At 44.3% G+C, this 22591-nt stretch carries 5 protein-coding genes; all 5 read right to left on the bottom strand.

Going from position 1 to position 22591, the window contains the following annotated elements:
* Positions 1 to 2 precede the first annotated feature (2 nt).
* Genes V2H77_RS13290 through ectB form a run of 5 tightly spaced genes read right to left on the bottom strand, consistent with a single transcriptional unit; the run spans position 3 to position 22446 of the window.
* Positions 3 to 9845 (bottom strand): amino acid adenylation domain-containing protein, encoded by a 9843-nt coding sequence (locus V2H77_RS13290; RefSeq protein WP_341499182.1) that lies wholly within the window; start codon positions 9843 to 9845, stop codon positions 3 to 5.
* Positions 9842 to 19681: a non-ribosomal peptide synthetase gene (locus V2H77_RS13285; RefSeq protein WP_341499181.1), complete on the bottom strand. Its 9840-nt coding sequence runs from the start codon at positions 19679 to 19681 to the stop codon at positions 9842 to 9844. The genes V2H77_RS13290 and V2H77_RS13285 overlap by 4 nt, the downstream gene beginning before the upstream one ends.
* A 59-nt stretch (positions 19682 to 19740) precedes the next feature.
* Positions 19741 to 20196 carry a GNAT family N-acetyltransferase gene (locus tag V2H77_RS13280; RefSeq protein WP_341499180.1) on the bottom strand — a complete coding sequence of 152 codons (456 nt, stop codon included), beginning with the start codon at positions 20194 to 20196 and terminating at the stop codon, positions 19741 to 19743.
* An 18-nt stretch (positions 20197 to 20214) separates the two neighbouring features.
* Positions 20215 to 21072: a cupin-like domain-containing protein gene (locus V2H77_RS13275; RefSeq protein WP_341499179.1), complete on the bottom strand. Its 858-nt coding sequence runs from the start codon at positions 21070 to 21072 to the stop codon at positions 20215 to 20217.
* 30 nt (positions 21073 to 21102) lie between these two features.
* A complete protein-coding gene (gene ectB / locus V2H77_RS13270; RefSeq protein ID WP_341499178.1) occupies positions 21103 to 22446 on the bottom strand; it encodes a diaminobutyrate--2-oxoglutarate transaminase in 1344 nt (447 codons plus the stop codon).
* Positions 22447 to 22591 lie beyond the last annotated feature (145 nt).

The raw sequence follows: 22591 nt of genomic DNA, 5'->3' as shown, positions 1-22591 counted from the left end.
AATCACCACTCAGTTACCTCATATTCTTCCACTACAGCCCCAACTGACTTGTTACGTTGAATAACAATTTCTTTTTCAAGCCAATCACATAACTGCTCTAATCTTGATCTTTCAAACACAATCGCAATTGGCACGCCAACGGAAAATGCCTGTTCAATTCGAGAAATTAGCTTCATCGCTAATAAGGAATGACCACCTAAATCAAAAAAGTTGTCGGCCATGCTTACCCTGTCTTGTTGCAATAACCCCTGCCAAATTTTCGCAACACTTTGTTCCAGTTCAGTCACTGGCGCGATGTATTTGGCTTTGACAAAGTTATCTGCTCCAGGTTGTGGAAGTCGGCTGCGATCCACTTTGCCATTGGTATTCAGCGGAAAAGCCGCCATCTGCACATACGCAGATGGCAACATGTAATCAGGTAAGCTAGCCGATAAATAGGCTTTAATTTCAGGTAAATTCAATGGGTTAGCTGCGATAAAATAAGCGATAAGCTGCTTATCGCCTGCTTCTGTACCAATAGCAATGACTACGGCTCCGGTTATGCCATCGAACTTACTTAATTGAGCTTCGATATCACCGAGTTCAATTCTGAACCCACGGATCTTGACCAGATGGTCGTTGCGGCCAAAGTAGTTGATTTCACCGTTTTGATGAAAGCTGGCTAAGTCCCCAGTTCGATACACTCGTTTCCCAAGAACCCAATCGCAATCAAGATACCGCTCTGCGGTAAGCTGGGGCTGCTGATAATAGCCTCTTGATAAACACTCCCCGGCTAAATATAGCTCGCCAATGGCTCCCATCGGGACAGGCTGCAAGTACTCATCCAAAATATAACAAGCCACGTTAGGCAATGAGCGGCCAATCGTCGGCAAATCAGGCCATGAGGCAGGTTCTCCCTGTAATGTGTTAGACGTTACGACATGGGTCTCTGCCGGGCCATAGTGGTTCACTAACTTACATTGACTATGTGTCGTGAAAAACTGTCTGATGGCCGCTGTGATTTTGAGCCTTTCAGCGCTCGAAACAATAACCCTTAATTCGGGGAACTGTAGCCCATTAACACCGCTATACTCAGCCAGGTTCTGCAATACGGCATAAGGTAAGTTCAGGACTTGAAGTTGCCCCTGCTGGATTTGCTTCGCTAACAGCCGAATATCCAACTGAGTCGATTTATCAATGAGTTGCAGTGAACCCCCGGACAACAGCGGCATGAATATGTCTTCAAAACTGAGATCAAAACCAATTGATGAGAATTGTAACCAACGGTTCGGCCCCGTCAGCGCTGGCTCAAGCTGGCTAATACCTTGTAATAAATTGCTCAGCGCCCGCTGTGGCATTTCAATCGCCTTAGGCTTACCCGTTGAACCTGAGGTATAGAGCACGTAACCGAGGTAATCCAGAGAGTATTCGATAGCCAAATTACTGGTTGGCTGTTTGTCCAGTATCTCTACTGTGCAAGGATCATCCAACAACACCATTTTCTGGCGTTTTACCGCAAACCTATCATTCAAGGAGCACATCGTTACTAAGATTTCATCAGACAGATCACTAAGAATGATGTTTAAGCGTTCTGTCGGTAATGAGGTATCCAGTGGTACATAACCGGCGCCCGTTTTTAAGATGGCGATAACAGTGATGACCATCTCAAAGGAACGTTCAATGAACATCACGACGGGAGTATTTACTTTCGCTCCCTTGTTCAGGAGATACTGAGCAAGTTGATTGGATCGCTGATTTAACTCACGGTACGTCATCGTCTCGCCAGCAAAATTCAACGCAATCTCATCGGGATTCGCCTTAACTTGGGCTTCGAATCTCTCAATCAGAGTTTGTGAGTTGTCATACGGTAATACCGTTTGATTTAACGAATGCAACAGGAACGCCCGTTCCTCAGCATCAAGGATGTCGAGCGACAATGCGGCAACCTGTACCTGATTTTGCAAAGCAGCAACAAGTTGTCTGCTAGCATTGATGAGATATTCCACCAAGCGTTCAGCATCAAATCGACTGTCGATTTGAGCAGCAACAGAAAAATCATCCCCGAAATCGTCAATCGATATTGTAATCGGGTAATTGGTACGTTCTCTTACATCGACCAACTCAATGCCGGTTTTTTGCCAAAGCTGGTTAAGTTCACTTGTCTCGCCACTCACTTCGGAGTGACGGTAATTCAAAATACTGTCGAATAAACTGCTAGAACCCGACAGTTTGCTACATTGTTCAGCAATCGCAGTCGGTACTTGCTCGAATTGCAGCAAGCTAACCAGTTTCTGTTGCATTTCCTGCATCAACTGAGCCACGTTCAACTGACTCAAATCAACACGCAGCGGCAAGGTATTGATGAATAAACCAACTACTCGCTCAATATTATCAACGCCCTGCAAGCGACCAGATAATACCGTACCGAATATGACATCTTTAGTACCGCTGGTTTTTGCCAGAACCAATGCCCATGCCATGTGAAAAATAAGCGCTGGACTTATCTGCCATGCAGAAGAAGAGCGACGAATCTCTGCGGATAAATCCGCAGGCAAGCCAATTTGGATTTCAGTGAATAGGTTATTGTTAACCATTCCACTTGTGATCCCAAAAGGTGCCGTGATTTCATCAACCCCAGCCAATTGCTCGGTAAAAAACTGTTGCGCCGCTTTGGTATCGGTTTGGCTGATGGCGTTTAAGACAAACTCCCGATAACTCAAAGCTTCTGGCAGCGACTTTTCATCACCTGTCAAGATAGCCAGAAATTCTTCTTGAATAATCTCCAATGACACATGATCACTTATCAGGTGATGCTCCTGCACCATAACATAGCGCTGCTTTTGCTGGCGGTCGATAAACCGGGTTACCCTGACCAACGGCGCCTGAGTAACATCCATCCATTGTTGTGATGGCTCCATAAACTGTGCTAACTGCTGCTGGATATCAACATCATCCCTTAAATCGATGTCAACCACCGGTAATGGCGCCTCTTTGTAGATAACCTGCACCGGTTCATCAATACCTTGCCAAAAAATTCCAGTTCGCAGCGCATCATGTCGCTGTACTATTTTATCCAATGCTCCAATAAAGCTTTCCATCTCGGTGTTTGACGGAAATGAATACAGCATCGGAGTAACATAAAGGTCAGATTTCCCACACATCATGTGATGGAATAAGATCCCTTCCTGTAATGGCGCCAAAGGATAAATGCCAACAATATTTTGCTCACCTCCCGGCGACTGAGAGACGATCAAAGCCCGCTCAGTTTCCGACAAGGAAACCATGCTTTCCAATGCTTCATGGGCTGTTAACAGCGGTGTTCCCTGCTCGGTTGCCTGTAGTGGATCGTAAAGTTGTTTCGCCATATCCCGTAATTTCGGGTACTCAAACAAGGCCCGAATATCCAATCGATAACCATGCTTTTTAATATGGGATAGCATCTTCATGCTCAACAACGAGTGTCCACCCAACTCAAAGAAGTTGGCCGCAGCACTGACTTGCGCCAATCCAAACAGTGTTCGCCAAATTTCAGCTAGCAGTGTTTCTTGTTCAGTGGCTGGCGCGATATATTCAATTTCCCCCTGAGCAACAAAATCTGGTTTAGGCAGCGCTTTACGATCCACTTTTCGGTTGGCAGTAAGCGGTATCTCGTCTAGTACCACAAACGCCGAAGGGACCATATAACTCGGTAACTGCTGACTTAATAGGTGTCGGATCTCAGCAATTTTCTGCTGACCATCAAGGGTGATATAGGCCGCCAGATACTTGTGAGCCGATTCATCCTCTCGAGCAATGACAACCGCGTCACGAATGGCAGGCAAGCTACGCAGCCTTGTTTCTATCTCCCCTAACTCAATACGGAATCCACGGATCTTAACCTGATGGTCATCACGCCCGTAATATTGAATATCCCCTGCCAGTGAGTAACGCCCCAAGTCGCCAGTTCGATAGAGCTTTGGATAGCGGCTTACAAAAGGATTATCAATAAATCGTTCACGGGTTAATTGCTGTTTGTTGATATAGCCCCGCGCAACACCATCACCCGCGACACAAATTTCACCAACAGCGCCAAAAGGCACAAGCTGTTGATTTTTGTCCAACAAGAAGATGGCCGTATTTTGAATTGGGCGCCCAATACTGAGGGCGTCTCCCTGAAAATCGTAGGCAATGCAAGTATTGACCGTGTATTCGGTTGGCCCATAGGCATTGACTAAACGGGGTAAATGCCCCGGTCGCTGATACCATGCAACCACTTTATCCGGCTTAATCTGCTCGCCGCCGACACTAATTTGGCGAATATGCTCAGGTACTAAGACCGTATTTTCACTTACTACTTCGTGCCAGAACGTGGTTGGCAAATTCACCGCACTGATCTGGTATTCCCGGCACCTTTGCCAGAAAGTAGCGACATCTATCAACCAATCTTCGCCACGTAAGACCAAGGTACTGCCATTGCCAAAGGCGCCAAATATTTCTTCAATAGACATATCAAAACTGAGGGCGGCAAATTGCAGTACCCGATCCTGCTTTGAATAAAGATAGGCATCCGCAAGCCCCACCACCAGATTCACCAATGCCTGATGTTCAATCATCACACCTTTCGGCATGCCCGTAGAACCCGAGGTATAGAGAACATAAGCCAAGTGGGTAGAACGCAAACCCAATTCAGCGGCGGAAAGATTATCGGTTGAGAATCCGGCAAACGAGGTGGTAGTCACATCAATGCTCAATGGACTATTTTCAGGCAATAACTTGCTGTTATGGCTGTTGGTTATCACCATCAAAGGCTGGGCATCATCAATAATATAAGCAAGCCTTTCTTGCGGATAGGCAGGATCGAGAGGCAAATAGGCACTACCCGATTTCAAGATGGCAAGTACCGACACAATCATGTCAATACTGCGCTCAATACATATCGCAATCATTGAATCCGGTTTGGCGCCCTGAACAACCAGATAATGCGCCAACTGGTTGGCTCTGGCATTAAGTTGCGCATAAGTCAACTGCTGGTCGCCAAAGACCAACGCAATGGCATCCGGCGTTTGTTCGGCAAACTTTTCTATCCGCTCATGGATACATTGGCTACGATCATACTCTACCGCTGTCTGGTTCAAACTGTGCAGCAGGTAATCCTGCTCTTCCGGCGGTAACAGAACCAAATCGCCAAGCTTTTCGGACGGAGAAGCCACAATGCTCATCAACAAGGTGGTAAAACGTACCACCAGCCGCTTTATTGTCTGCTCGGCAAACAAATCCGTGTTGTACTCGAAATTAAACGTCAGACCTTCTTCTGTCTGGCTGGCATCCAGTGTCAATTCATACATCGCATTGCGGGTCTGTTCCGGCCTCGGCCACAAACTTACCCCGTCCAATTGCAACTCCACACGGTCATTCGTATTCATAGAAAACATGATTTGGAACAACGGTGAATAACTGGTGCTACGCTCCGGTTGCAACCGCTCCACTAATAACTCAAACGGGACATTTTGATGCCGCTGGGCAGCCAGGTTTACCTCCCGGACCGATCTCAGGTAATCGATAAACGATTGCTCTAGCTCACACTCGCTGCGCAATACCAGCGTATTGATAAAACAGCCGATCAATGGCATTAACGATGTCTGCAAACGGTTAGCTATCGGGGTTCCCACCACAATATCTCGTTGCCCGCTGTGACGACTGAGCAGTACCGTAAATGCCGCATGCAACACCATAAAAAGAGTGCACCCTTGTGTCAGCGCCAGTTGCTGCAACCCTTTGCTAACCTCATTGTTCAGGCTAAATTCATAACTGCGGCCATGACTGGTCTGGTTGACTGGCCGCCCGTAATCCAGAGGCAACCCGTGTACTGGGGGTAAATCCGACAACTGTTGCTGCCAATATTCCAATCCCGCCGCTAACTGAGATTCTCCTTCTGCGCTGTGTTGCCAGACCGCATAATCTGCATACTGAATCTCCAGAGCTGGTAACGGGTTAGCCCGACCTTGACGATAAGCTTGGTACAAGCTCACAAGTTCCTTAACCAGCACCCCCATTGACCAGCCATCAGAAGCAATATGATGCATGTTAAATAACAACACGCCCTGCTCCGTTGAAGTGCTGATGTAGTGACAACGCACCATCACATCCTGTGCCAAATCAAATCGGTAGGTCATTTCATGCTGAATAGCCTGTTCAATCCACGCCTCTTGCCCGGCTTTGCCGATGTCACTGATATCCGATTGAGCTATCTCAAACGACCACTCCGGCTTGATAACCTGCCAGGTGCCATTTTCATCGCTGTGGTAAACCGTACGCAGCACTTCGTGTCGATCGATGATGGTTTGCAGGGCCAGATTCGCTGCCGACAGTTCAAATTTACCGCTTACCGTATAGGCTGACACCATGTTGTAGGCGGTGCTATCACCGCCAAACTGCTCGATAAACCAGATTCGTTGTTGAGCATAAGATTGCGGTAATAAATTTGTCTTGCGTTCAAGAATAGGAATTGTTTGATAACGCTTATCCGATGCCGCATAAGGCACTCTCTCTGCAAGTAAAGCCACTGTTGCAGCTTCAAAGATATCTCTTACCTGTAAACTACATTGAAATTGCTCATTAATCTTTGTGATCACCTTAGTCGCAATTAATGAGTGGCCTCCAACCATAAAAAAGTTGTCATCCCGGCCTATTTGCTCAATACCTAGCATTTCGCACCAAATAGCTGCCAGTATTTCTTCTTTTTCGTTGATGGGCGGCGTACTGGCCTTAACAGCAATATCACTCTCTTGCGGTGTTGGCAGCGCTTTGCGATCAATCTTGTTATTTAGCGTAAGCGGCAATGTTTCAAGCTGAATAATTGCTCGTGGTAACATATAGGCTGGCAACTTCTGCTCAAGGTGTTGACGTAGCGCATCAATATCAATTTGTTGCTCGGCGACCACATAACCCGCTAGATACTGTTGTGTTTGCTGATCGTTTAGCGCAATCACAACAGAACGGGTTATTTGTGGAAACAGGTTGATAACCTGTTCAATTTCGCCAAGTTCAATTCGGTGGCCCCGTAATTTCACTTGGTAATCATTTCTACCCAAATATACAAGTGAACCTTCTGTAGTGTAACGGGCAAGATCGCCCGTTTTATAAACTCTGGCGGTTAAACCGTCAGAAAATGTCAGGTTAATGAATCGCTCAGCAGTCAGATCTTCACGTTTGAAATAGCCGTCAGCAAGCCCATCACCACCAATGTATAGCTCTCCCACCGCCCCAAAAGGCGCCGGTTTTAATTGTTCATCCAGTAAATAAATTGTGGTGTTGTTTAACGGTAACCCGATAGTAACAAGTTGCTGCTCAAGCAGTTGTGCGTTCAGTTTCGCAATGGTTGACCAAACCGTGGTTTCCGTCGGCCCGTACATATTCCAGAGCGCGTTGCCTTTGCTCAATAATGCCGTTGCTGTCGCTAATGGCAAAGCCTCGCCGCCACTGATCATTTTTAACGACGAGCGCCCCTGCCAGCCTGATTCAAGCAACATATTCCAAGTCGTTGGCGTGGCTTGTAACAGCGAAATGTTATGTTGTTCGAGTAGTACAACCAGTCTGGCGGGATCAGTCACGTCTTGCTGCGCAGCCACGACACAAGCGGCGCCGGACAACCAAGGCAGATAGAGCTCTAATACGGCAATATCAAAGGAAATAGTGGTGATGGCTAAAACATTGTCCTGCGCCATACACTGCAAGTTATCTTGCATTGAGATCAAGAAGTTATTAACCGCAGAGTGGCTGACCATCACACCTTTGGGATTACCCGTAGAACCGGAAGTGTAAATCACGTAGGCCGGAGCAGATGCGGCTAAACCGATCGACTGTTTAGAAATATTGGTGGTGGGTGATTGGCTAAGGTCAATGTGATCCAATAAGCAGGTTAATTCCGCAAAACCGACTAATCCTGATGCGCATTCGCGGTTACTTATAATGCGGTTACTTATAATACATTGCGGCTCTGCATCGTTCAGCATATACCGCACTCTATCGGCAGGAAAGCTAGGATCAACCGGAACATACGCAGCTCCTGCTTTCATCACTGCCAATAGTGCTGTAACCATGTCGATGCCTCTCTGCAACAACACAGCAACTCGCCCACCCGTTGAAACGCCCTGCGCTCTTAATTGATGTGCTAACTGATTAGCGCTGGCATTAAGTTGCGCATAAGTCAACCGCTGGTCATCAAAGATCAATGCAATGGCATCCGGCGTTTGTTCAGCAAAGGCTTCTAGCCGCTCATGGATACATTGGTTACGGTCATACTCTACCGCTGTCTGGTTTAAACTGTGCAGCAGGTAATCCTGCTCTTCCGGTGGCAACAGAGTTAAATCGCCAAGCTTTTCGGACGGAGAAACCACTATGCCTATTAGCAAAGTCGTAAAACGCGCTGCCAGCCGCTTTATTGTCTCCTCTGCAAACAAATCTGTGTTGTACTCGAAACTAAAAGCCAGACCTTCCTCTGTTTGCTGGGCCTCTAACGTCAATTCATACATCGCATTGCGAGTCTGTTCCAGCCGCGGCCGCAAACTTACCCCTTCCAGTTGCAACTCCACACTGTCATTCGTATTCATAGAAAACATGATTTGGAATAACGGTGAATAACGGGTGCTGCGTTCCGGCTGCAACCGCTCCACCAACAACTCAAACGGAACATTTTGGTGCCGCAAGGCAGTCAGGTTTATCTCCCGGACCGAACCTAGATAATTGATGAACGATTGTTCCAGCTCACACTCGCTGCGCAACACCAGCGTATTCATAAAACAGCCTATCAACGGCGTTAATGATGTCTGCAAACGGTTAGCTACCGGGGTTCCCACTACAATATCCCGTTGCCCGCTGTGACGACCGAGCAGTACCGTAAATGCCGCATGCAGCACCATAAAAAGCGTGCAATCCTGTGCCAACGCCAGTTGCTGCAACCCTTTGCTAACCTCATTGTCCAGGCTAAATTCATAACTGCGACCATGACTGGTTTGATGGGTTGGTCGCCCGTAATCCAAAGGCAATCCATGAACTGGAGGTAAATCCGACAACTGTTGCTGCCAATAGGCTAACCCTGCCGCTAACTGAGTTTCTCTCTCTGGGCTGCGCTGCCAGACCGCATAATCGGCATACTGAATCTCCAGAGCCGCTAACGGGTTAGCCCGACCTTGGCGATAAGCCTGATACAAGTTCACAAACTCTTTAACCAATATCCCCATCGACCAACCATCGGAAGCAATATGATGCATGTTAAATAACAGCACGCCCTGCTCCATTGAGGTGCTGATATAGCGACAACGCACCATCACATCCCATGCCAAATCAAATCGGTAGGTCATTTCATCCTGAATAGCCTGCTCAACCCACGCCTCTTGCTCGGCTTCGCTTATATCATGGATATCTGATTGGGCTATCTCGAATGACCACTCCGGCTTGATAACCTGCCAGGTTCCATTTTCATCGCTATGGTAAACAGTACGCAGCACTTCGTGCCGATCTATGATAGTTTGCAGGGCCAGATTCGCTGCCGCCAATTCAAATTTACCGCTTACCGTATAAGCTGACACCATGTTGTAAGCGGTGCTTCCACCGCCAAACTGCTCGATAAACCAGATCCGTTGCTGTGAAGAACTTAGAGGCAATTTCTGGGTTCGAAGAGCCGGTTCAATCACCATTTCATTGCCAGGGATATCCACTCTGCCTTTATCGAGAAAATCGATCAGCTCGGCTTTGTGTGCTTTAATTTTGGCTTTTAGTTCATCGGGGAAGTGAGCCCCTTTTAACTTAAATCCTAACTGACCCTCTTTACTGAATAGCAATACACCCTGTTCATAAGCGTCTTTAACTAATTTCAACATGTCCATCATAACCACCCCTCTTCACCTGCCGTTTCAAGCTCACTTTGGATTTGCCCTTGTAATTGCTGGTTGCAGATTAATTCTGCAAGTTCATGCAAGAGAGGTGTCTGGAAAACCTGCATAGCACCAAGCTCAATGACAAATGCAGCATTGATTTCCGTGACTAATTTGATTGCCAATAATGAGTGACCGCCTAGTGCAAAAAAGTTATCGTTGCGCGATATTTGTCTGACATTCAGTACCCTTTGCCAAATTGCCGCCAAAGAGATTTCCGTTTCACCAACCGGTTCAATAAAATTATCGCTTTTATCATGCTCAGTATTAGGTTCAGGCAGCATCTTACGGTCAATCTTGCCATTGGGCGTCAACGGCCATTCTTCAACCACAACCATAACTGACGGTATCATGTAGTCCGGCAAGGATTTAGCTAATGCAGATTTGATACCCTGAATAAACCGAGTTTGAGCCTGCTGCCATTCTGCGCTCGCCCTCTCATTCGTCAGCTTATCCGACACCCGTTTGATATAGGCAACCAGTTGTTTGTCACCTGCCAAGGTTGCCTTGACCAGCACCAGAGACGAGTTCACCCCTGCCTGCTGATTAAGTTGATACTCAATCTCACCCAGTTCTATTCTGAAACCACGGATTTTCACCTGATCATCAATACGACCAACGAACTCCAGATTGCCGTCTGGCAAGTAGCGCACCAAATCGCCGGTTTTGTACAAACGCTCACTGCTATCAGTATTGGCTGGATCATGAAACGGGTTAGCAACGAAGCGTTCCTTCGTGAGTTCAGGACGATTGATATAACCACGGGCTAAGCCTGCGCCGCCGACATAAAGCTCCCCGGTAGAGCCGTAAGGCACAAGTTGCTGCTCTTTATCCAAAATATAAGCCTGACTATTGCTAATGATCCTGCCAATAGTCGGTGTGGTGTGCACAGGAGAATCCAATTTCGCCCAAGTAGAATATGTCGTATCCTCTGACGGTCCATATAAGTTATAAACCGTTACATCTTGATTTTTCTCATATATCGCATTGACCAAATTTGCAGATAAAGCCTCGCCGGCCAAATTAATAATCCGAGTACTCCTCGGTATCGCATTTCGTTCAACCAGAGAGTTCATTGCCGAAGGCACCGTATTTATCAGAGTCGCCTGACAGTCAATGCCTTGATGTAGAACCAAAATGTCCTCAACAACACACACCCGCGTACCCGAGACTAAAGGTAAAAATAGTTCAAATATTGATAAATCAAAGTTCAGAGACGTTGACATGAGAACACAAGCAATGTCCTCCTTGGTATATTGCGATTGAGCCCAACTGAGCATGGCGATTGTATTTCTATGCTCAATCATCACCCCTTTAGGTTTACCCGTCGATCCTGAGGTGTAAATCACATAGGCCAGATGACTGGCAGTCAACGCCAATGCATGCTTATCCAGATTAGTCGTAGGGTAGTGGCTGTATGCCGTGCTGATTTGACTATTCGTACTGCCAAGATTATCTAATATCACCCGATGACCGTTGAAGTCTGGCAGTACCTGCTCCAGATGTGACTGGATCAGCACCACCTCAAGCTGCGCATCTTCCAACATGTAACCCAGGCGCTCCTGAGGATATCTTGGGTCCAGCGGCACATAAGCGCCTCCCGCCTTGAGGATCGCCAAAATGCCGATTACCATCTCCAGTGAACGCTCCACACATAAACCCACTAGCGTATCCGGCTCAATAGCGTGTCGTTCCAACAGATAGTGCGCCAACTGGTTGGATTTTTCATTGAGCTGCCTGTAAGTCAATTGGCTATCACCGCACTCCAGCGCAACGTTATCAGGATTTGTTTCGGCCTGCTGTTCAAACAGCTCGTGGATACATTTGCTCTTTGGATATTCTACATAGGTATCATTGAGCGTATGCCGCAGGTACGCGATCTCCACATTTGACAGCATCGGCAAGCTGGCAAGTGAAACCTGTGTATAGTCATTCGCCTTCGTCGCTTCGGCCAGCCCTATCAGTAAACGTGACAGGTGATCATTGAACTGCTCAATATGTTCATGGCTGAACAAACTGGTGTCATAGACCCATTGCAAATGCAATCGATCCTCACTAATACTCAGATCAATATTGAGATCAAACTTGGTTTGGATATGGTTCGGAGCGATTGAATTCAGCTTCATTCCCGGCAGGTTGAAGGTAACCTCTCCAACGTCGCTATTCAGTCCATAATCTGTATCGGTCGTCAACATGATTTGGAACAATGGCGTATATGCCGTACTTCTTGTTACTTGTAACCGTTCAACCAGTTGTTCAAACGGCACGTCTTGATTGGCCTGAGCATCCAGATGCGCCTGTTTGACATGAGCAAGGTAATCACTAAGCATAGCGTGCCTAGTATCTACTCGTAGTATCAAGGTGTTGACAAAGAAGCCAATCAGCGTTTCCAGCTCTGCCTGCAAACGGTTCGCCACTGGCGTACCTATCACAATGTCATCGCTGTTGCTGTGACGAGATAATAATAATGCCAACGCAGCATGGAATAGCATGAACGGAGTCAGTTGATGTTGTCTGGCCAAACTGACCAGTGCTTGCGTAGTGTCCTCCTGCAATGAGCCTGTCACCACGGCGCCTTGATGTTGCCTTACCTTCGGCCTCGGCCTGTCCAGCGGCAAACCGTGTACTGGCGGTATCTCATCCAATTGCCGTTTCCAATAGCTGATCTGCGACGCTAAATACTCACTTTGCAACCTGTCACGCTGCCAAACTGCAAAATCAGCATATTGAATGTCAAGTTCCTTTATTTCGACCTTGTTCCCATTGCGTAAAGCATCATAACGAACAACAAACTCGTGGGTAAGAATATCCTCAGACCAGCCGTCAGACGCAATATGATGAGCATTAAATAGCAATACGCCATTATTGACTTGACGCTGAATAAAGGTGGCGCGAATCATTAAATCGCGGCTTAGATCAAAAATTTGCCTAGCGTCTTCTTCCATTAACTCAGCTACATGCTGACTTTGTTGCTCCTTAGGCATACAGGTTAAATCAATATAATTAAGCGTCAGATTTCTCCCAGATAGAATTTTCTGGAACGGCTTGCCGTCTTGCTTAATGTAGACAGTACGCAATATTTCATGACGCTCGATGATTTGATTGAGTGCTAGTTCAGCTACGCCAACATCAAATTCGCCCTCAACAGCAAATGCAATGGGCATATTGTATTCCGCACTACTTTGGTCAATTTGGCTAAGAATCCACAAGCGTTCTTGAGCAAATGACAGAGGCAGTAACTCACCGGTTCGTGGCTGTTTGGGGATCGAATCAACTGTCGTCGCCGTCCGCTGTTCAAGCATAACCGCAAGTTCGGCCAGCGTTGGATGATCAAAAATAGCTCTAACCGCAATTTCCCGTCCAAGTTCGGCACGTATTTTAGAAATTACCCGAATGACCAATAAAGAGTGGCCGCCGAGGTGGAAAAAGTTGTCGTTTCGACCAACCCGGTCAACATTGAGTACTGATTGCCAAATACCGGCTAATGCTTGCTCGATCTTATTAGCAGGTTCAACCCACTCAACGTGATGATTGACTAAACAAGGCTTCGGCAATGCATGGCGATTAATTTTATCCGCCGCATTTAATGGCATCTTATCCAGAATTTCATAGTAGCCGGGGATCATATAATCCGGTAAGTGATGATTTAATCCCTGCTTAACGTTATTAATAATCTGCTCGGTCTGAGCAATATTTGCCGTTAATACCAGATAAGCGACCAGACAATTTTCACCCGCTCTATCTTTATGAACGAGTACCGCTGCTTCCGCCACTTGGGGTAACTTCACCAAAGCCGACTCAATTTCCCCCAGTTCAACGCGAAAACCTCGAACTTTTACCTGATTATCAATCCGCCCAACAAGTTCCAGATTGCCATTGGCGTCCCAATAACCTAAATCGCCAGTGCGATAAAGTCGGGTCCCATGCCCGTTCATTGTGAGGAAAGGGTTATCTTTAAAACTTTCTGCCGTTTTTTCAGGTTTATTCCAATAACCTTTGCCTACGCCAACACCAGACACGCACAATTCGCCAATAACATTAGTCGGCAAAATTTGCATATGTTGATCCAGAACATACATGGTTAAGTTTGGTAACGGCTTGCCTATAGGAATATTTTTAACGTGCTCTTCTAACGGTTTGTCAATAATAAAATAGGTGATATCGTCCGATGCTTCGCTAGGTCCATAACCATTCATCACCGGAATTTGAGGGTAATATTGCAACCAGCGATTAACCAAAGGCACCGGACAAGGTTCAGCAATAATCATTAACCATTTCAGGTTCGGTAATGGCGTTGCGACCTCACCCTGACCAAGCAAGTGTTCTAACAATATTTTCAATACTGACGGAGCGGTTTGAATCAGATGAATTTGTTCGTCTTGCAACACACGAATATATTCAGACAAATCCATAGCATCCGGCAGAATGACTGTTTTGCCTCCACTTAGCAAAGGCGCCAGAAATTGCCACACAGAGACATCGGAAGAAGAAGCGGCACTTTGTAGAAAGTTACGTGATAACAGTTGATTATGACGCCCCATAAAACCGAGAACATCAAATTCGGCATCAATATGATTCAAAGCTCCGGCATGGTGCACCAACGCGCCTTTAGGTTTGCCGGTCGAACCGGAAGTATAAATCATATAAGCCAGATCATCAGGATAACACTCAACCTCCGGGTTAGTATTTGCATAATGCCCTAATGAAGGCCAATCCACATCCAACTGAAAACGTTTCTGACCATTGAAGGTTAACCCATTTAAATGGCTTTGAGTTAAAACCACATTAACCCCAGAGTCAGCCAACATATACGACAAACGCTCAGGTGGATTAGTCGGGTCCAAAGGAACGTAAGCAGCGCCGGCTTTCATAATGCCAAGTAGGGCAATGACAAACTCAATGGAACGTTCGGCATAGATAGCAACAATATGATTACGTACCACTCCTTGTGCTATCAAGCAGTGAGCCAGTTGATTAGCACGCTGATTAAGTTCAGCATAAGTGATGCGATGGGTATCACATACAACAGCAATGGCCGCAGGTGTTTTTGCTACCTGATGTTCAAAACGTTGATGAATCGCCGCTGTTTTATCATAAGCAACTACAGGGCTATTGAATTCGTTAATAATCCGCTGTTGTTCGCTAATAGGCGTTATAGATAATGTCAGTAATGGTGTTTGCGGAGCTTGACCCAATGCATGAATAATAGCCTCCAATGCTGTTCTCATATAAGTCAGAACATTACACGCCCCAACTTGTGACTCAACATAAACTTGCATTATGAAATCATTATCGAGTTGCTCAACGCCCATTTCTAACGGATAGTTGGTGTACTCTTTAGTGCCTAGCATTTCAAAATGATGGTTTTGGTTGGCAACAGCTAATTCACTTTTATGACTGAAATTCAACAAACTAGTAAACAGGGGCGTGCCGCCAGGCAAAGCACTGTAACGTAATGCCTCAGAAAGCGGAAAATGCTCATAGTCGGCTAATTCAATGAGCTCATTATGAATCTGCTTTAATGCTTCGCTTACCGACAAATCTGCCAAATTGATGCGTATAGGCAACAAATTGATCAACATCCCCAGAATACGATCGCTACCACGAATAGCTTGCTGTCGTCCTGACATCATGGAGCCAAAAACAACATCGGATTTACCGCTGCATTTAGCAACCACCAATGCCCAAGCCAAATAAAAAATATTCGCCGCACTGATGCAGTGTTGACTAGCCAAGCCAATAATCTGCTGCGTTAAACGCGGGTCAACCCATTCTCTGACAGTATCTATTTTCAACCCGTCGTTATAAACATCTAATAACCCGAAAGGAGCGGTGGTTTCAGCAACATCAGACAGCTTAGCTTTAAAGTAATCAACACCGCTATTGGATTGGTTAGCTCTTAATGAATAAGCAACAAACTCACGATATTGAACCGGAGTAGGCAACAACACATTGGGATCTTCAAGCAAAGCGTGCATTTCTGCAATTTGCAATAAGACAGAAATATGATCACTTAATAAATGATGCTGCTTTAATAGCAGAAAACACTCATCAGTCTTCGTATCTTTAGCCGCAATCGCTTGCATCATAGGCGCACGATCCAGCTTCATATGGTGGTGTTCAATCGCAGATAATTCTGCCAAAGTTTCCAATGCTGAGAAACCTGGAGCAATAGCTTGCCATTGTAAAGGAACCGAAGCTGTTCGATGAACAACCTGAACTGAGGTGGTTAAATCATGCCAATGAATAGAGGTGCGGAAAATATCATGACGCGCCACTATCTTATCAAGCGTATGTAGAAATGCTGTCAGCTTTTGCTCATTAGCAAACTTGATAAGAATGGGGATGATATAAGTATCATGCTCTTCATTCATCCGATGGTGAAAGAAAATGCCTTCCTGCAACGGTGATAATGGATAAATATCTTGTATATTACTGGCGCCGCCCTCAATTTGTTGGCAAATAATTGCGATTTCTTCTTCACTCAAAGTCACCATATCCAACATATCAGGCGTGATATGTTCAACATGCTCTGCAAGCTTATTAACAGCCACCTCTTGGTGAATTAACGTTTCTTCATCCTTACGGACACAAGATAAATGTAATGCCAATTCTGCCAGCGTGTTGGTTCGATAAATCGCACGCATAGGCAGTTGATAACCACGCTGAGCCAATTCTGCTCGCAATGACATAATTAATAACGAGTGACCACCCAGAGCAAAAAAGTTGTCATGGCGGCTGACTTTACTCAAGGCTAATAGCGACTGCCACAGTTGTGCTAATACCAACTCGGCTTCGCCCTCAGGGGCAACAAATTCCTGCTGACTATAATCTTGTTTTTGTGGTAGCGGTAATTGCCTAAAATCTAACTTGCCGTTTTGTGTCAGTGGTAATTTTTCTAGCTGTACAACAGCAACAGGCAACATGTAATCAGACAGTTTGCTCTTCATCGCCAGACGAATAGCATTAACATTGATGATTTCTTCAGCCACAACATAAGCAATTAATTGCAATCGATCATCAGAGCCAAGCTGTCGAGGATAGACAACCGCTTCATGAATGCCGGGATAATCCATTAATTGATTGCTGATTTCTTCTGGCTCAATACGAAAGCCGTTTATTTTTACTTGATTATCATTGCGCCCAATAAATTCCAAATTACCATCAGGTAACTGACGTACAATATCTCCTGTGCGGTAAAGTCGCCCCGGACCAAAAGGATTAGCCACAAAATACTTCGCGCTATCTTGTTCACGATTAAGATAGCCACGTGTTACACCTGTGCCGCCAATATATAATTCCCCCTGAAATCCTGAGGGAACACTTTTTAAATTCGTATCTAATATATAAAGTTGGGCGCCATAATTAGCTTTACCAATGGGAATCATTGCCGTTACATCAGCCAAAGATGCCATGCAGTAAGCAGACGCGGTTACTGTTGTTTCAGTCGGGCCGTATGTGTTGATAAGTTTGATAGCAGGGCCATGTTCGAACCATTCACGGGCACTAACGGATTTCACCATTTCGCCGCCTAAAATCACTAAACGTAGTGAAGAATCAATAGGTTGACGACTGTAATTCACCAGTTGATGCCAAAAAGCGGTAGGTAAACTGGTCACCGAAATTTCATGGCGGCGGCAAAATGCCCAAAATGCATCAAAATCGTAATGAATATCATCAGCTCGCAACACCAGAGCGGCGCCGTTACATAACGAACCGAAACATTCTTCCACAGAAATATCGAAGCTGACCGAAGAGAATTGCAAAAACTTATCATGTTCAGTCAGTCTATAAGACTCGGTAATGTGTGCAACAAAGTGACTCAACTGCTTATGTTCAACCATCACCCCTTTAGGCTGCCCCGTGGTGCCGGAGGTATAAATCACATAAGCCAGATGTTCCAACTGTAAACCAATATTACTTGCGGATATGTTTGCCACAGAACGCTGGGCCAAATGTTGATTAAACTGAACATCATCAAGCAATAGTGTTGCGATCTTGCATGCTGCCAATCGATGTGCAATGGAAGACATTGTTATGCAAACAACAGGTTCAGCATCGGTCAGCATAAACTGCAAGCGACCATCGGGATAATCAGGGTCCATAGGAACATAAGCCGCTCCAGCTTTCAGCGTTGCCAACATCGCCACGACCATCTCGCTCGAACGCGGCAAGCAAATAGCAACACGGCTATCAGGCCGAACCCCTTTCTCAATTAAATAGCTAGCTAATTGATTAGATTTATTGCTCAATGTAGCGTAAGACATTTGTCGTTCGCCATCCACTATCGCAATAGCATCAGGATGCCGTTCAGCATATTGCTCAATTTGCTCATGCACTAATGTAATGTTCGGACAGACAAGTTTTTCCCCTGTCACAGCAGATTGACTTAGATTCCATAATTCCTGTTCAACGTCTTTACTCACCAGATCAAGTGAAGTTAATAACGCTTCAGGCTGCGCAACCATTTGTTCAACCAAAGTCATAATGCTTTGCAATAAATGCTCTGCCTGATGTGACGAGAAATAATCATGACGATAGTCTAGTTGGAGCTGAGTATCTTGCTTATCACCGTAATTACATAATATAACGGTGAGAGGAATATCTTCACGCCCATGACTAAGGTAATTAGTTTCCGTATCCAAACCACTAGCACTGAAATCAAAATCAATCTGTTGATAGTTAAAAACAATATCAAAAAGACGTTCACGACCTTGAGCACGTAAAGACAAATCCTTATATAAAGCACTCGACGGATAAGAGCGATAACGATAGCCGCTTTTTATAGTACGTGCCGTCATTGCTACTGATTCAGCCACCGACATCTGCTTATTTTGCGCGCACATTATCGGTAGCATCGATATAAACGAACCAACCATATTGCGCTGAGCTGATGTAGTACGATTATGTAAAGGCGTGCCGATGAGGACCCCATCACTTTGGTTGATACGATTTACCAGAGAAGCAATCGCTGTAATAAAAAGCGGCGATATGGGTAAATTACATTGACTCGCCTTGGTTAAAAATGACTTATATCTATCAGGTTTAATAAAATATACAAGCCTGCTACTTTTCCTTGAATCGGCAATTCCAAGACCTTCTTTCCTACATTGGAAAGGCACATCTGGCAAATGATGGAGTAACTCTTTCCAGTATTTAGCTGCCTTTGTTAATTGCTGACTATAATTCTCCGGTAACGGTTGCGCAGCAAGATCAAGAAACCGCTCCCCCGTGTTTTCTTTAGGCTTATTTCCCAGATCTAATTGCTGGTAGGTGTCGAAAATACTTCGAAACCAGTTAGCATAACCGACACCATCAATGATGATGTGATGAGAAATAAAGTATAGCCAGAAACGATTTGGAGCTAACTGAATTAAGCCGACTCGATAAAGCACATCCTGCGCTAATCTAAATGGCTCAGAGAATATCCGTTCAATAATAGCCAAAGCTTTAGATTCCGCCTCTTCTTCACTCGAAAGATCTAAATGAGACAGTTCAAAATGATGGTCTTGAACAATATGAGCAAATTCAACTGTATCTTTTAGCATATCCGAATCAAGATGATGCGGCATTGAGTACTTATCTACTATTGAACAGCGAAGTACAGCGTGTTCTTGGATAGTGTGTTTTATGGCACATTCGAGATTGTTTATATTAATAGATTGTTTAATCTCAACATAACCACCTATATTGAACGCTGCGGTATCCTCTCTATTTATATGATCAAGATAAATTTCTTTTTGCTGTTGATTTAGTGGAATAACAAGCTGTTCAACTTTATCTAGAAACATACTATAATCCCTTTGAAAGATATTATTTTTGGTTTTTATTATCTATAAGTTCCTTAAAATTATTTCCTCACAATAATTTCAGCTAGCATTTCCTCATACTCTTCATAATAACCGACTTCTACAAAGCCAAAACGTTGATAAAATGATTTATGGCGTTCGCTTGTTTCGTCATAACAGACAGTAATCCTGTGACAATCAGGCTGCTGTTTCATTTCATCCAGTAATAACTGCATCGCCTCACTGCCAATACCTTGATTTTGGTAAGATTGATCAACCATCATTCGATACAGATTATATTCGTTGGGTTTGCCTTCATTAACACAACGCTCATACATTGCAAAACCAACGACCTCCTCGCCGCAACAAATTACTCTTGCTCTGCAATATTCATTAAAATGTGATTCGACAATTGACTCTGAGTTTGGCGCGACGAAAACTTCTTGCCCCGGTTCAACTTCAAGAGACATGACATCCTCATAGTTGTTTTTATCGACATCAATCAAAGATACTTTCATAATTAACCTACTTGCTTTTTAAGAAATATAATTAAGATACGGACGGTACTTCTCGAAAAAACTTTCACGCTTCATTAATCCCAACAATCCACATAAACTTAGCCAATTGTAATACAGATTTTTACGCGGCATTTTTTCTTTAATGCTCTTAAAACTTACAAAGGCTGAAGCTCGAGTATGAAAATCGATATTAAAAGAGATGCTATCAGTCAACGTTCTTACATGATGAAGCATACCCGCGGGCATGATTAATATATCGCCTTGATGTACCTCAACCGTCGATGTGTTTATATTAGTTATCTCGCTAACATTTTGGATTTCTGGATTATACTCAAACCAGCGCCATCCTCGACGAGAACAGGCTTCTCTTTCCTCCCAAGGAATAAAAGAGAATCTCTTACTGCCCTTTATCTGAAAAAATAGATTGTTCGTTCTTAAAGTATCAAAATGCAATGGCGTTATAGCTCCGACTGGAGACATAAAAAATTGAACGAACTTCCACCATTCATTTCTGTAAAGCTTTGGTAAAATAGTTAGAGGAAAATCACCAACGTCATCAAGTAACTGTTGAGCTTGTAAAAAGATAGGAATGTCATGACAATAGGGAATATCATTACCCATCTTTCCTTTCTTATATGCATTCAGAATTTCTAAATAACGATACATTTTGGCTTGCTCAGAACGCACACCATTTGTATCAAAAAATTTGATCACAACGTCAATTTGAGGACACTTATCTTGAAAGTATTCAGAATTCCATTGTTTTATCGCAGGCCAGTCTTGCAGTAATCCTCGGTAAACTATCGCGTATCCCCGAGCAAGTGCGTGATGAAATTCAAGCTGATTAAACTTAGTAAGTTCTACTACACGGCTCATAATTCTACACTCCTAGCTAAAACTTTATTCCTAATTGCTGCTAACCGATAACCGTTGAACTTCACTTTCGCAATTATTACTATTCCTTGATTCTAAACTGGTCCTTGATTCTAAACTGGTCCTCGATTTTAAACTGGCGAGAGCCTGTTCTATAATCTTCAATCCTTTTACCAGTGTGTCTTCATCAATGGTCAAAGCAGGCATCAATTTCAATACTTCATCATTAGGGCCGCACAGCTCCACAATCAAACCATTTTCAAAACAATGCTTCACCAAATATTGTGTTAATGAGGAATCAGCCATTTCTATACCTTGCATGAATCCAATTCCCTTAACTCGCAGTACAAATTCATGATACTTTTCAACCAAAGAGTTCAAGTACGTTCGAATTAATTCAGCCTTATGCTGAATTATCTTCTGAAAAGAACTATCCCCCCAATATTCATTTAACATCGCTTTTGAAGCGACAAATGCTAAATTATTACCTCGAAATGTGCCGTTGTCTTCTGCCGGCTTCCACACATCGATATCGGGAGCAATAAGCAGTAAAGACATAGGTAGCCCAATACCGCCAATAGATTTGGAAAGACAAACCAGGTCAGGTTTAATATTTGCGCGCTCGAAACTAAAGAATGTTCCAGTACGACCACAACCAGATTGAATGTCATCAACGATTAATAGAATGTTGAACTCTTCGGTAAGTTTTCTCAACGCCCTCAACCATTCAACAGAAGCAACATTTAATCCGCCTTCTCCTTGTACAGTCTCGAGAATTACCGCAGCGGGAAGATCAACCCCTGAACTGGGATCGGTAAGTAGCTTTCTAAAATATCCTATATAATCAAATTCTCCATCGATATAACCATCAAATGGTAAGCGCGTAATTTGAGAATATAACCCAGGTTGGCGATGATGTTGACTCCCGGTTAAACTGAGCGACATCCCCGTCATACCGTGAAAAGCGTTGGTAAAACAAACAATATTTTCTCTTTTTGTATACTTTCTTGCTAATTTTACCGCAGATTCAATGACGCTCGTGCCCGTAGGGCTGGTAAATTGTAAACGATATTCAAGCTGTCTCGGTTTCAAAATCTTATCAACAAATGTCGATATAAATTCCATTTTTGCTTCCGAGTACAAATCAAGCCCCATAATAATACCATCATCTTGAATATATTTAAAAATTTGTTGTTTTATGATTGTATTATTATGTCCATAGTTTAACGCGCCAGCGCCACATAAAAAGTCAATGTAACTTTTACCATTTATATCGGTTAAGGTAGAACCTATACCTTTTCTAAATATTACGGGAAATCTACGGCAATATGAACGAGCTTTAGACTCATAATTATTAAATATTTCTTCCATTTCCATAATAACTCCACAGTAATCCAGATAAAAGCTAGATTGATTTATACCCGTCATCTTTCAAGTTGCCTCTTTGTTGGCTGCACTCGCTCACCCCGGTCACATAATTATCTATACTCCCGGGGATTCGCTCCTTTGCCGTCGCGATGCA

Origin of the sequence: Photorhabdus sp. P32 (assembly GCF_038085095.1) — a bacterium.
GTDB classification, from domain to species: domain Bacteria; phylum Pseudomonadota; class Gammaproteobacteria; order Enterobacterales; family Enterobacteriaceae; genus Photorhabdus; species Photorhabdus luminescens.
The sequence above is the reverse complement of the archived record's forward strand: the minus strand, read 5'-3'. Positions and strand labels throughout refer to the sequence as shown.

Coding starts and splice junctions, on each gene's coding strand:
- V2H77_RS13290 (WP_341499182.1), bottom strand. CDS start 9,845: ATGATGGACATGTTGAAATTAGTTAAAGACGCTTATGAACAGGGTGTA.
- V2H77_RS13285 (WP_341499181.1), bottom strand. CDS start 19,681: ATGTTTCTAGATAAAGTTGAACAGCTTGTTATTCCACTAAATCAACAG.
- V2H77_RS13280 (WP_341499180.1), bottom strand. CDS start 20,196: ATGAAAGTATCTTTGATTGATGTCGATAAAAACAACTATGAGGATGTC.
- V2H77_RS13275 (WP_341499179.1), bottom strand. CDS start 21,072: ATGAGCCGTGTAGTAGAACTTACTAAGTTTAATCAGCTTGAATTTCAT.
- ectB (WP_341499178.1), bottom strand. CDS start 22,446: ATGGAAATGGAAGAAATATTTAATAATTATGAGTCTAAAGCTCGTTCA.